Below are 14,255 nucleotides of genomic sequence, written 5' to 3' on the forward strand. Positions count from 1 at the left end.
AAACACACAAAAAACTAATTAAAAAAAACAATATGGAAACAACTATGTATAATAATGAGGGTGGGGCATCAGAGATTAGTCAACCTAAACAAGAAGAAAAAGACAAGCAAAAAAATAGTAAATCAGAAATAGCATTTGCTGAGTTGGAGCGAGGTGTATATGCAGCGTTAGAAACGTATTCTAATGTACATCGGGGGAGCGGGCATAATTCGATGGTGTCTTCATGTTTGTATGATCAAGCAAGAAATATAGCCTTAGAATATATGGGATTGAATGAAGAAAAATATATTGTTGTTTTCTGTTCTTCAAAAAGAACAAAAAACCTGAAATCTCAACTTAAACCAGGAACTTACCAATCTTTGACAAGTCAAGAAGTGGGAATTCCACTAGGTATAACGGCAGTTGCTATAGATAAAAAAGCATTGCCAAAAGGTAGTCCATCTGAATGTGGAGGAGGAACAGCAAGACTTGTTGCAGCAGGTTGGGTAATCTGGAACAATGGACCAGATAAATTTGAAGCAGGTACTCCAGCTATTGTTAATGTAATTGCATTTAGTAAGTCGCTTTTACTGTTAAAACAATACGGAAAAGATATATTTAAGAAATTACCTAATACAGACCAAGATATAAAAGAATTGCTTTATAAAGATGAATTGGAGAAATACTCTGGAGTCGAACTTATGAAGCAACTTAGAGAGACTTTAATAGGTCGTGGGTTCATTGTACCAACAATGGAAGGTGAAAAGCAATTTGTAAACTTAGATAATAGTGCGAGTACTCCTACGTTTATTCCAATATGGAACGCTTTCCGTCACGCAATTCGTTTACCAGAACAAAGAAAACAAGATTTGGTTCGGGAGGTAAAAACTATTTGTAGTGAAATCCTTGGGGCACCATTAGATACTTATGATATTATTTTTACTAAAAACACTACAGAATCGATCAATCTTGTGTCCGAAAACTTAGCTAATGAAACTGAAAAGGATATTGATCCTGCAGTCCTAATATCAATATTAGAACACTCTTCTAATGATTTGCCATGGCGTATGGCATCTAAAATGTCACTGATTCGATTGGGAATAGATGCGGACGGTTTTATTGATTTGGATGAGTTAGAAACAAATCTACGTGAGCACAATCAAGAACATAAATACGGAAAGAAGCGAATTAAAATTGTAGCTATAAGCGGTGCCTCTAATGTATTAGGAACATGTAATGATATAGATAAAATCAGTTCTATTACTCATAAATATGGAGCACAACTGTTAGTAGATGGAGCACAGTTAGTTGCACATCGTAAAGTTGAAATGGAAAAAGATGAGATTGATTACATGGCTTTCTCAGCTCATAAGGTATATGCTCCATTTGGCACAGGAGTATTGGTTGTTAAAAAGGGATTACTTAATTATAATCCAGATGAAATAAAACAAATCGAATCCTCTGGAGAAGAAAATATAGGAGGTATCGCCTCATTAGGAAAAGCACTTGTACTGCTAAGACGTATTGGTCTGGATGTGATTCATGAAGAAGAACAGATGTTAACCAAACGAGTATTGAAAGGCTTGTCCACGATACCAAGCCTTAGAGTTTTCGGGATAAAGGATTTGAATTCTCCTAAATTTGATCAAAAAATAGGTGTTATTGTCTTCGAAACAAGAGAAATTCTACACAATAAGTTAGCTAAAGAGATGTTTCAAAAAGGAGGGATCGGTGTACGTTACGGTTGTCATTGCTCTCATTTACTAATCAAAAACTTGCTTAAAACTCACCCTGTACTTGAACAGGTTCAACGTGCTGTGCTAACCGTATCTCCTAAGACCCAGCTTCCAGGGGTTGTAAGGGTTAGTCTTGGTATAGAAAATACAGAAGAGGATATTGATACCTTGATAGATGTATTAAATAAGATAACGAATCAGCCCAAAGGAAAAGTTAGTAGTGATCAAAAGAAAGCAACTGCCCAAGTAGAGTCTGATTTTAAAAAACAATTAGATAAGTTTTCTAAAGCTGCAATCCAACGAGTCTATGCATAGTTGTTTTAATAAGATACAAATGTTTATAAAAAGCAACAGTCTCATCTCTATAGTATTGTAAGTGCTTATTACTTGTAATTTAGCAGTTTAGTCTTTTTCAATCAAGTAAAGAGATACTTTACTTGATGATCTTAATGAGGCATAACCATGGTTATGCCTTTAAGAGGATATGTCATTATTTGTTCAGTAGTTATCAGGAAATGATAATTAGACTTGATCTAATATTTGATGATTAATAAGGCTAAATATGGCTCAACATTTTGTTGGAAAAAAAAACAGATTCAATCATGAATCATTACAAATCATTTGGGATACCTTATGTTTTTAAGAACTATTTATCTGTACGGGTACTTAGTCCATATATGTAAAGATGTAAGGACCGTCAAAAAAACTTAATTTTTAATCATTTAATAATAGAAAAATATATGCGAATAGCAGGAATTGAAGCGATGAATGTCTTTGCAGGCACAACATTTTTGGATGTAGAAAAGCTTGCAGAACATCGTAAATTGGATACATCCCGATTTAAAAACCTTCTTATGAAGGAGAAAACCGTAGCATTACCTTACGAAGACCCAGTTACTTTTGGAGTAAATGCGGCTAAACCCATTATTGATGCTCTTAGCCCAGAAGAAAAAGATCGTATTGAGTTAGTAATTTCATGCACAGAATCGTCCTTTGATTTCGGTAAATCAATGAGTACTTATTTCCATGAGATTTTAGATTTAAGTCGCAACTGTCGTTTATTTGAAGTGAAAAATGCATGTTATTCTGGAGTAGCAGGGTTTCAAATGGCAGTTAATTTTATTCTGTCTCAAACTTCTCCTGGAGCAAAAGCTTTGGTTATCGCAACGGATGTATCTCGTTTTATGATTGAAGAAGGTGGAGATGCACTCACCATGGAATGGTCATTTGCGGAACCCAGTGGAGGAGCAGGTGCTGTCGCTATGTTGGTTAGCCAGAAACCCCATGTATTCCAAGTAGATATTGGGGCTAATGGCTATTATGGTTATCAGGTTATGGATACATGTAGACCGACTACAGATGGCGAAGCTGGGGATTCAGATTTGTCATTACTTTCTTATTTAGATTGTAGTGAGAATGCTTTTTATGAATATCAAAAACGTGTTCCTGAGGCAGATTACGCCAAAACTTTTAGTTATTTGGCATTTCACACTCCCTTTGGAGGAATGGTCAAGGGCGCCCATCGTAATTTAATGCGTAAAACGGTAAAAGCAAAAACTAAGGATATTGAAATAGATTTTGAGAACCGTGTAGTTCCTGGATTAATCTACTGTCAACGGATTGGTAATATTATGGGAGCTACAGCCATGATGTCTCTTGCTAGTACTATCGAGAATGGTAGTTTTGATGGACCACAAAGAATAGGTTGTTTCTCTTATGGGTCGGGCTGTTGTTCTGAGTTTTTTAGTGGTATAGTTAGTGAAGAAAGTCAGAAAAGTATGCAGAAATTTAATATAAAAGAGCAATTTGATAAGAGATATGAATTAACAATGGATGAGTACGAAAATCTGTTAGTTGGTAGTAATGCAGTAAAATTTGGCACACGTAATGTAACTTTGGATGCTGATTTTATTCCCCAGTCCAAAAAAGCACTTGGTAAAGAGACACTTTTTTTGAAGGAAATTAAGGAATTTAAAAGAATATACGAATGGAGGTCATAAGTAACACAACATCTTACGAAACTATAAAAGTTAGATTCGAAGGCGATATTTGTTTTATTCAAATCGATCGTCCAGAGGCTAATAATGCAATTAATAATAGTCTAGTCGAAGAATTTACTAATGTACTTAATTTATGTGAAGAGGAGATTAAAATAGTAGTTATTGAAGGTTCTGAGGAAGTGTTCTGTTTTGGAGCGGATTTTAAAAGTATTCAGGAAAGTCTTGAAAACGGTGTTTTACATCAGGAACAAAACCCAGAATTAATGTATGATCTGTGGACTAAACTGTCCTCAGGACCCTACATTACTATTGCACATGTTAGAGGAAAAGCTAATGCTGGAGGTATTGGGTTTGTAGCTGCTTGCGATATAGTACTCTGTGAAGAAAAAGCAGTATTCAGTCTATCTGAACTTCTTTTTGGGTTGATGCCTGCTTGTGTTTTACCTTTTTTGATTCGCCGGATTGGGTTTTCTAAAGCGCACTATATGACATTGATGACACAGCCTGTATTGGCAAAGCAAGCACATGAATGGGGCTTGGTGGATGCATATGAAGAGAATAGCGAGAATCTGTTAAGAAAACATTTATTACGACTACGACTACTATCAAAACAAGGGGTTACTCGTTATAAAAGTTACATAAACAAACTAAACAATTTTCATGAGGCTTCTAAACCAGATGCTCTGGCTGCTAATATTGAAGTGTTTTCTGATCAAAATAACTTGGATAAAATATCAAGGTTTGTAAAAACAGGACAGTTTCCTTGGGAATGAATGTAAATATTTTATCTGGATGTAATTTTTCCAGATAAGATTGCTATAGAATTCTCTATAAAATGGGTTTGACTAATGTTTTTTTAAGTGTGCAAAAGTCAAACCCATATAGTTTTTTAGATTCTATTTTAAATAATTTTTTGATAGATTTTAGACAGACGCAAAGAATATAAATCATTATAATTTACTTTTAAGGAAAGTATGAAGGGTAACTCCAACTTCGTCAAGCATAGTATATATAGTATTATTTTTTCATTTTTTTGTTTTTCATTTTCTTATAGTCAGATTCCCGTTGAAAAGGATTCTATAGGAGGTTGGGAGGATTTTAATATGATTGATATAGAACCTTCTATAAATCAAGAAAAAAACAAGTCTCCTTCATGGAGTTCTAGTATATTTAAAGGTACGCGTTTAGGAATCCAATATGATATAGCTTATAAATTTGAAAAACCAGACAAAATAATGAATAATAGGCTTTCATATAGGTTAGAATATTCTCGAGCTTTCTTAGATTATTTTTCACTTCATGTGGATACTAAGTTGTTTACTTTTTTTAAAAATGATCATAGGATTAAAAGTGAAGAGGATATAATGTCGTTTGAAGGAAGGACAAGGGAAGCTTATTTACAGGCTAGTTTTAATAAAACAAGTATAAAAGCAGGAATCCAAGTAATCGTATGGGGAGAATCGGATTATGCGATTGTTACAAATGAAATAGGCCGTTTAGACTATAGAGAACCGTTAAGTCTTAATATAGATGATTTAAGAATTGGTCAACCAATGCTTACTGTTGATCAGTATACATCCTTCGGAAATTGGAGTGGTTTTTTTGTGCCTTATCCACAATTTAATGAGCAACCAAGAAAAGGAACAGGATATTATTATGATCCTTTTGATGGAAATGTTGAATATGAAAAGAAAAAACAAGATGAAAATTTTTTTGAATATGGTTTAAGATGGAGGAAAACTTTTGGTAAGAGTGATATTAGTATTATGGCAGCTAGTTTAATAGACAATCAATATGCTTTAACGATGATTTCTCCTAATCTTATATCTAGAAGTAAAGAACGTTTTTTTATGACTGGTGCGACCTTCAATCGAGCAATAAATAATTTTCTGGTTAAAGGGGAAGTAGCTATAAAATCACAAAAAACATATAATGATGCATCGTTTCAGATGGTAAAAAAAGATGCGCTAGATGCATCATTCGGGATTGATTATTCGCCCAACAGTACCTTTACATTAAGTATGGAAGCCGTAAACTACCATATAATGAATTGGACAGATGAAATTCAGGGCATTCCCAGAAATAATCACATATTGTTGTTAGCCTTGAGCAAACAATTAATGAAAAATGATTTAGCTCTTAGCTGGGCTTCTATGTATAATGGTCCTTATACCAACTTTTTTAATATATTATCCGCTTCCTATAATTGGAATGATCATATTACATTAAATTGTGATGTACTTATTCCCATCACCGATGATGTTAAAAGTGGTTTTTATCCGTATCGGGATCAAAAACAATTCGCTTTTAGGGTTTTATACCAGCTTTAGTAGATTATATTTAGTCTATCTATAATATTCTTGAGATATTACAAATAATCTGAAAAAATTCAAATAAAAATAGAAGAGTAGTTTTTTGTCAGATAACCAATAGATTTTCATAACGCTCATTAAAGAAAGTTAGGTTAAGCGTTGAGACGGAATTACAAAAAACTGTTTTTATAAAACAAAATTATTAAATGAATAAACAGAATATATTTATGTTTTCTGGGCAAGGGTCTCAATACTACCAAATGGGTAAAGAGCTCTACGAACAGCATAAACAATTTAGATATTGGATGGATCATTGTAATGAAATGGTTTCTCCATTAATAAAAACCTCTTTAATTGATGTTCTTTATCGAGGAAAGGGAAAAAGTGAACCCTTTGATAACATTCTCTATACGAACCCTAGCTTATTGTGTATACAATATAGTATGTTTAATCTGCTTAAGGAAATGGATATTCAACCAGATTTCTTAATGGGTTACAGTATAGGGGAGCTTAATGCAGCCGTTGTTTCGGAGGCTATTTCCTTAGAGGATGGGATTAGTCTAGCATTTGATATTGGTAAACTTACTAATGAAAAGACCAAACCTGCGAGCATGTTAGCCATTATGGGATCAAAATCAATAATAACTGATTTTTCAGACATTTTTCATAATTGCTGGCTCACAGCAGAGAATTTTCAGGATAATTTTGTTGTAAGTGGGTTACCGCATACTATAAAAGATCTTCATGAAAATTTGAAGAAAAAGAATATAATGTCTCAAATATTACCAGTTAATTATGGGTTTCATACAGAGCTCATAGATCCAATAGAAAAGGACTTTAAAAAACGTATAAAAAATATCCATATATCAACCACCAAAATCCCTATGATTTCGTCATTAAAAGAAGGGGTAATTCAGGAGTTAGACAGTGATTATTTATGGAAAGCTATCCGATATCCTGTCAATTTTGAACAAACGGTTAAAAAAATAGAACAAACAGGTGATTATGTTTTTATAGATATAGGACCAAGTGGAACTCTGTCAACTTTTGTTAAATATATACTTTCATCAAATTCTACTTCAGTTTCTTTACAGATGATAAATCAATTTGGAAGAGATTTGAATGCTATTGAAAAATTAAAAACTTGTCTGTGCTAGCAGTATTAGTTGTTATAAAATTAAAAATTTTCACAGAATAATTATGAGAAACGGCGCTGTACCCAAGAGGTCTAAGGGAAAGGCTCGCAAAGCCTTTATTTCAGTGGTTCGAATCCACTCGGCGCCTCTAAAAAAATCATAATAAAGTACAAATTTACACATCCATAAAAATTGAAAATTTAAGAATGAATATTAAACATATAGATGTTGGATATAGCGGTGTAATACAAGTTGTTATACTTAGAATAACATATATGTCTATGGTGAACTATAGCTATATGGTATTAGATCATATTAATAATCAGGCAATTATTGTAGATCCTGCCTGGGATATGGAAAAAATAGAGCAAACGTTAGAGGATACAGGAACAGTTCTGAGGGGAATTTTACTTACTCATTCTCACCCTGACCATATTCATTTAGCCAGACCATTAGCAGAAAAATATCATTGTCCGATATGGATGTCAAATGAAGAAATAGAGGATTCTGGATTTAGTGCTCCCCAATTAGTTGGTATAGATAAAACACCATGGTCTGTTGGACAAATACAAATCGAACCTATATTTACGCCAGGTCATACACCTGGAGGAATGTGTTACCTAATAGGAAATAGTCTGTTTACAGGTGATACATTATTTATAGAAGGTTGTGGTTTATGTCCAGATATACAGTCTGCACATGATATGTTTGAAAGTATCGAATATTTAAAAAATAGACTAAAGCCAGAAACGCTCATTTTTCCAGGACATAGTTATGGAAGACCACCTGGTCAAATGTTTTCATACGTGTTGAAAAATAATATATATCTACAATTTAATAATAAAAATGATTTTACAGCTTATCGTTTAAGGAAAGGACAGAATAAAGTAAGCTTTTTCGATTTTAAGTAAGGATATAAAAGTCAAAAATTAGTACATTATATAATAATATATTTAAATTAAATAAGTGAAATTATGTCAAAAGAACATGTTTTTGAAGTAGTAAAAAATATCATAGTGGAAGTACTTCCTGATGTAGAATTAGATCAGGTTTCCATAGAAAAAAGTTTGAAAGATCTTGGAGCTAACTCGATTGATAGGATGGAGATTGTTACCATGTCGATGGAAGAATTAGATCTTAAAATACCATTAATGAGTTTTGCCCAAGTTGGTAATATTGAAGGCATGGTCGATGTATTAACAGATAATTATGTGGCCTCTGTCGAAAGTAATTAGACTAGTACAGAGTAATACTAATGAATTAACAAAAAACTGAGCTAATTATTTTGATTTGGGATTAAAATGAAATAAATAATGGTTACAACCAATAAAGTTGGAATTACTGGTATGGGAATCGTTTCTTCGATAGGCAACGATATTTCTACATTTAGTAATTCTTTAAGGAACGGTACATCTGGAATTAAGCAAGCAGCAATCTTAAAAGAACCAAAAGTATCTGTTGATATCGCGGCTAAAATAGAAAATTTTTCCTTTTCAGATTCTATAGATCATTTTCAAAATGTATCGGATAAAAAATATCATCTTGCCAAGCGATTAGGAAGAAGAGCTCCTTTTGTTATTCAAACATCCATCCTATCAGCTTTAGAGGCTTGGTGTAGTGCCAGACTGTATGATGGCAAGATTTTGCCAGAACGAATAGGAGTTATTGTTGCGGGCCAAAATAGTACTCAAAATTATCAATATGACTTGATTTCAAAATTCAAAAAAGATCCTGAATACCTTTCTCCTCGTTATGCACTTGAGTTTTTAGAAACCAATCAAGTGGGGGTTTTAAGTGAATTATTTGATATAAAAGGAGAAGGATTTGTTGTGGGGGGAGCCTCTGCTACTGGAAATGTGGGAGTAATTAAAGGTTCCCAACTTGTTCTTTCGGGTATAGTTGATGTATGTATGGTGGTTGGTGTTGCTGCAGATCTTTCGCCCATGGATATTCAAGGTTTTATAAATATTGGAGCTATGGGTGGCAAAAAATATATAAACCAACCAGAAAAAGCCTGTCGTCCTTTTGATAAAGAACATGAGGGTTTTATTTATGGTCAGGCCAGTGCATGTGTAATTCTAGAATCAGAATCCAGTGCTATTAATAGAGGTATTCCTTTTCTGGCAGAAGTTAAAGGCAGTGCATTTCATCTGGATAGTAATAGTTCTGCCAATCCAAATGTAGATGGAGAAGCAAGAACTATGCTTTCAGCGCTAAGCCAAGCAGGGGTATCAGTTTCAGATGTTAATTATATAAATACGCATGGGAGTTCTTCTCCTTTAGGAGATAAAACGGAGGCTGAAGCTATTCAAAAGGTGTTTAAAAACCATACGTCTAATTTATGGTTAAACTCAACAAAAAGTTTAACAGGACACTGTTTATATTCCGCAGGACTAGTAGAACTTATTGCGACAGTTGAACAAATGAACAAAGGATTCTTACATCCGAATAAAAATCTCGAAGTTCCTATTTGTGATGATTTGCAATTTTGCGGTGCAGAAGCTTTGGATTACCATATAGATGTTGCGATGAGTAACTCTTTTGGATTTGGCGGAATAAACACCTCTGTAGTATTAAAGAGAGGATAAAATTAAAAGATATAAAACTAATATATAAAATATAAAAAAATGAAAAAAACATTTGTATTCCCAGGGCAGGGCTCACAAAGAAAAGGAATGGGAGGAGATCTTTTTGATGAATTTCCTGTACTAACAAAAAAGGCAGATAAGATATTAGGATATTCTATAAAAGAACTTTGTTTAGAAGATCCTAATAAACAATTGAATAAAACTCAGTATACCCAGCCAGCATTATATGTAGTAAATGCTCTGTCATATCAGAAGAAAATTAAGGATGGAGAAAAGAAACCTGATTTTTTAGCAGGCCATAGTTTGGGGGAATATAATGCATTACAAGCAGCAGGAGTATTTAGTTTTGAGAGTGGACTTAGGCTGGTAAAGAAGAGAGGAGAGCTTATGAGTAAGGCTAAGAATGGAGGAATGGCTGCTATTTTAAAATCTTCAGAGGAGCAAATTAAGGAAATATTAAAAGAAGCTAATCTAGCTATTGATATTGCAAACTTAAATGCACCTTCTCAGATTGTTATCTCTGGTTTAAGTGAAGATATAGCAAAAGCACAACCATACTTTGAGAAAGCCAATACGATGTTTATTCCTTTAAACACCAGTGGGGCATTTCATTCTCGTTATATGAAAGAAGCAGCTGCTGAGTTTGAAAAATTAATAAAGAAAACTAGATTTGTTAAACCAAAAATTAAAGTAATAGCGAACGTAACAGGGAAAGTCTATGGGTTTAAAAATATTGGTAAACACCTAACGGACCAGTTGTCTAATAGTGTAAGATGGTCTGAAAGTATGACATATCTATTAGATCAAGGGGAAATGGAATTTGAAGAACTTGGAGTAGGAGATGTGTTGACCAAATTGATAGGATATATCAAAAAGGATTATACAAAAAAAACCAATACACAGTCAGAAGAAAAAATAAAGATTGTTGCAGAAAAAGATATCGAGACCAAATCAGATAAAAAAAGTAGTTCAGAAACAAAAGCCAAGGAAAAGAAACAATTGGATCCAGCCGAGCTTGTTGAGCAATGGAATCAAGTTTATCCAATAGGAACCAAAGTGATTTCAGATTTTTATGATACAGAATTAGAAACCAGAACAGAAGCAGTGATGTTATTCGGCCATCGGGCAGCAGTATACATGAAAAATTATAATGGATATTTTGATCTGAGGGAAGTGAGACCTGCACAATAGTAGTATTGTATGAAAAACCAGCACGATTAGAAAAAAAATTAAAAGTATAAAGTAAGAATTGTTTTGATTATTTCAGATGACATCCTAGTCTATAAAACAATATATATAAACAGATGAAAAATAAATTAATATTTATTTTTTTAGATGGGGTTGGTTTAGGCGAAAAAGTGGATTCAAATCCATTTACTAAAGCGTTTATGCCAACAATATTTAATCTAATTGGAGAGAAATTAACGAATACAACAAATGTTACTGAGCAAAATATCTTGGTAAAAGGTATTGATGCTTGTTTAGAAATTGAGGGAGTTCCTCAAAGTGCAACTGGGCAAACATCTTTGTTTACTGGTTATAATGCTCAGAGACATTTGGGGTATCATTTAATGGCGTACCCAAACGATCAATTAATATCATTGATCAATAAACGATCAATTTTTAAATATGCCAAAGAAAACCATATCAAGAGTATTTTTGCAAATTCTTATACAGACAAATTTTTTAAATCTTTTGATAGCACTTCACCTAATTATAGTGTGACGACCCGTTGTGTTTTAGCAGCCGAAAATAAATTTAATACATTAGATGATCTTGTAGAAAACAAAGCTGTACATTGGGATATAACAAACGTTACTTTGCAAGATATTCCAAATAATAAGGTACCTTTGATAACTCCGTTTACAGCAGGTGAAAACTTGAAAAATTTAACCACTGACTATGATTTGGTTTTGTATGAATGTTTTTTACCCGATTTAATTGGTCACAGAAAGGATATGAATAAATCTATTATGTTTTTGGAAATGTTTGATAAATTTTTAGAAGGAGTCATCTATAATAAATCTGAAAACGTTCAAGTTTTAATTTCTAGTGATCATGGAAATATTGAGGATCTGTCTTTTGGAGGTCATAGTAAAAATCCAGTTCCTTTTATTTTAATAGGTAATAAAGCACATCACTTTTTAAAGATTGATACTATTAATGAAATATTTGATATGATATTCTCAAAACTATTTGGTATAGTCTCTATTAGTGAGTTTGAAAAAATCTAGTAATGCAACCAATAAATATATTTTTCACATCCTTTAAAAAACCACTAGATCAGGAGGTTTTCTCAGATTATCTATCATTATTGCCTGTAGAGTTAAGAGAAAAAAATTTACGTTACATTCGATGGCAAAATAGACATGCCCATTTGTTTGGACGATTATTGCTTATGGAAGCGTTAAAAATTTATGGAGTAGAAAAGGATATTTGGGAGCATATAGCGTATACTTCATATCATCGACCATATTTGACCTTAAATGGATACGATTTTAATATATCACATTCTGGTGATTTTGTAATTTGTGCTATAGGTAAAAATGTAAGATTAGGTATTGATATCGAAGAAAACAGAGATGTAGACTTTAAGCGTTTCTGGAATATAATGACTCCTGATCAGTGGGATGAAATTAATCGATCAAGTTGTTCATTAAAAATGTTTTATAAATATTGGACAATTAAAGAGAGTGTGATTAAGGCAGACGGAAGAGGGTTTTATATCCCATTGGATAAACTTGAGGTAAAAAATAATACCGTACAACTCGAGGAAAAACTATGGTTTGTAAATGAGCTGGAATTTACTAGCGGCTATAGTGTGGCGTTAACAACTAGTAAGCTATCAACATTTAAAATGCATGAAGTAAACTTTTACAAATCACATCTAGTTTAACCTCCCCCCGATACTTGTCTAGAGAAAAAATATATTTTTGGAAGCGTAGCTTGTAAGTTTCTTTCTAGGTTATTTATTAGATGTAAGCATACTTTAAGTATTTAGGTTCTTATAAGGTAAATACAGTATGATTTTTTCTGTTATAATCTATACCAATTTAATCTTAAAAATTCACATCTAAATTTATTCATTTTCTATTTTATTTTCTTGTTCGTGATTTCCGATAGCTACTGCTATGCAAATCAATTACAGTGTTATAAAAACAAAAAAGCAATTTCATTTTTTATACAACATTTCATAATTAATAGGTATTATTCATTAACTAATAAAACTTTTTTGTCAAACCCCTTGAATAGTAACCACATTCCAAAAGACAACTCAATTATAGCAGTTGGTGCATTTAAGATCAAATATTCAGTAGTGATAATTTCTATAACCTGAAATAATACTAAAAAACTTGCAATAGCGGATAGTAGAGTACTTACTACTCCCCAAATAGGAAACCATTGTGGAAGTAATTTTGATTTGAATACTAGTATATATAATAAAAAATTTCCTGTACATAAAACCAAAATCATAAACACATGATTTATATAATCTCTAGTCATTTTTAATACATTACCGAGAACCTCAATGTTTAATGTATTCTTATGTGGGATTTTCGTAAATTCTTCACTTAAAACAAGAATAGATAATAGTACAATAGTTCCGATAATTAGAAGCGTTGAAGCAATTATTCTAAAGGTCAAAAAACCAAGAGCTAAACTAGTGTCATATTTTTTTAAAATAGGATATAACAAAAAGGCAATCCCAGAATACGTTAATGAGATAATAAACTGAAAAACAGCACCCATTATTACTTCAGTATTATTCTTCGCTGCTTCGGTTAAATATTGCGGACAGTCAATTGCGGGGACTATACTAAAAACACCTGCAATTATTCCAGTGACAAACAATAAACCAGCAATTCTTATTTTAAGCTTCATAATTGTCCTTTGAATTAATGTGGTTATAAGACTTAATAAAGTTATTAAAAATACTCTAAGTACGAGGTGTATGACACCATCGAATTTGTATGTTTTTCGTATAAATCCGAATAGTTATTATATTATTTATTTTATAGATGGTATTACCCAAATTATTCAATGGTTAACCCTTTTAATAGAGTGCTTTCTATTTTTTTTTAGGTCTAGATTTTTAATATTAAATATTTTTTAAACAAAAAATATTTTCACGACTTTTTTTAATAAATAGAAACAATCCTGTCCTAAATAAATTTGTATCATAAAAATTTTAGCCATTTTACATACCTATCGCTATATTTAAGTAAATATTCAAAAAAGAACCCCTTGTATATATTGATTTGGCGGAGGTTGCTTTTTCTGAAACGGATTGTCGAGCCATTTATGGAGGTTAACCTTTACAAAAAGGTTAAGTCTTATGAAGGCTACTAAATTAGACAAGTACCAAGGATGTTTTGCTTGTGTTTTTAACGCTTTTAAGATAAGAATTGTGATCAGAGCAGTCCAAATTTGTATCATCACGGCATTTTGGGTAGTTCCGATAAAAGATTTAATATGTAGTTGTTGCTTTATATCTCTAAAAAAT

12 protein-coding genes, 1 tRNA gene and 1 pseudogene are annotated in these 14,255 nt (G+C 32.4%); 12 read left to right on the forward strand and 2 right to left on the reverse strand.

Going from position 1 to position 14,255, the window contains the following annotated elements; genetic code table 11:
* Nucleotides 1-32 precede the first annotated feature (32 nt).
* The 12 genes from H527_RS23245 to H527_RS0116455 all read left to right on the forward strand — a co-directional run bounded on the left by H527_RS23245 (nt 33) and on the right by H527_RS0116455 (nt 12,647).
* Nucleotides 33-2,030 (forward strand): aminotransferase class V-fold PLP-dependent enzyme, encoded by a 1,998-nt coding sequence (locus tag H527_RS23245; protein ID WP_051316831.1) that lies wholly within the window; start codon nt 33-35, stop codon nt 2,028-2,030.
* 425 nt (nt 2,031-2,455) lie between these two features.
* Nucleotides 2,456-3,715 carry a hydroxymethylglutaryl-CoA synthase family protein gene (locus H527_RS0116405; protein WP_027413698.1) on the forward strand — a complete coding sequence of 420 codons (1,260 nt, stop codon included), beginning with the start codon at nt 2,456-2,458 and terminating at the stop codon, nt 3,713-3,715.
* Entirely contained in the window at nt 3,703-4,488 is a 786-nt protein-coding gene (locus tag H527_RS0116410; RefSeq protein WP_027413699.1) for an enoyl-CoA hydratase/isomerase, read from the forward strand. Before H527_RS0116405 ends, H527_RS0116410 begins: the two co-directional genes overlap by 13 nt.
* 330 nt (nt 4,489-4,818) lie before the next feature.
* Nucleotides 4,819-6,045, forward strand: coding sequence for a DUF1302 family protein (locus H527_RS0116415; RefSeq protein WP_155837927.1), 1,227 nt, complete (start codon nt 4,819-4,821; stop codon nt 6,043-6,045).
* A gap of 188 nt (nt 6,046-6,233) precedes the next feature.
* Complete coding sequence (locus tag H527_RS0116420; protein ID WP_027413701.1) at nt 6,234-7,184, forward strand: acyltransferase domain-containing protein; 951 nt, start codon at nt 6,234-6,236, stop codon at nt 7,182-7,184.
* Nucleotides 7,185-7,236: 52 nt separating this feature from the next.
* Nucleotides 7,237-7,311, forward strand: a tRNA-Cys gene (locus tag H527_RS0116425).
* A gap of 58 nt (nt 7,312-7,369) precedes the next feature.
* Nucleotides 7,370-8,074 (forward strand): MBL fold metallo-hydrolase, encoded by a 705-nt coding sequence (locus H527_RS0116430; protein WP_051316832.1) that lies wholly within the window; start codon nt 7,370-7,372, stop codon nt 8,072-8,074.
* A gap of 63 nt (nt 8,075-8,137) precedes the next feature.
* Nucleotides 8,138-8,398: an acyl carrier protein gene (locus H527_RS0116435; protein ID WP_027413703.1), complete on the forward strand. Its 261-nt coding sequence runs from the start codon at nt 8,138-8,140 to the stop codon at nt 8,396-8,398.
* A gap of 78 nt (nt 8,399-8,476) precedes the next feature.
* On the forward strand, nt 8,477-9,751 hold the full coding sequence (locus tag H527_RS0116440; protein WP_027413704.1) for a beta-ketoacyl synthase N-terminal-like domain-containing protein: 1,275 nt from the start codon (nt 8,477-8,479) through the stop codon (nt 9,749-9,751).
* Nucleotides 9,752-9,790: 39 nt separating this feature from the next.
* Nucleotides 9,791-10,942 carry an ACP S-malonyltransferase gene (fabD, locus tag H527_RS0116445; RefSeq protein WP_027413705.1) on the forward strand — a complete coding sequence of 384 codons (1,152 nt, stop codon included), beginning with the start codon at nt 9,791-9,793 and terminating at the stop codon, nt 10,940-10,942.
* Between the two features lie 113 nt (nt 10,943-11,055).
* Complete coding sequence (locus H527_RS0116450; RefSeq protein ID WP_027413706.1) at nt 11,056-11,985, forward strand: phosphoglyceromutase; 930 nt, start codon at nt 11,056-11,058, stop codon at nt 11,983-11,985.
* Nucleotides 11,986-11,987: 2 nt separating this feature from the next.
* Entirely contained in the window at nt 11,988-12,647 is a 660-nt protein-coding gene (locus H527_RS0116455; RefSeq protein WP_027413707.1) for a 4'-phosphopantetheinyl transferase family protein, read from the forward strand.
* A gap of 311 nt (nt 12,648-12,958) precedes the next feature.
* Here the strand turns inward: H527_RS0116455 and H527_RS0116460 are convergent, their stop codons facing one another.
* Together H527_RS0116460 and H527_RS0116465 are read right to left on the reverse strand one after the other, a co-directional pair.
* Nucleotides 12,959-13,633 (reverse strand): DUF4386 domain-containing protein, encoded by a 675-nt coding sequence (locus H527_RS0116460; RefSeq protein ID WP_035088534.1) that lies wholly within the window; start codon nt 13,631-13,633, stop codon nt 12,959-12,961.
* A gap of 348 nt (nt 13,634-13,981) precedes the next feature.
* Nucleotides 13,982-14,255, reverse strand: a pseudogene (locus H527_RS0116465) (IS4 family transposase); the annotation flags it as partial.

The organism is Aquimarina muelleri DSM 19832, assembly GCF_000430665.1.
In the GTDB taxonomy this organism is placed as follows: Bacteria; Bacteroidota; Bacteroidia; order Flavobacteriales; family Flavobacteriaceae; genus Aquimarina; species Aquimarina muelleri.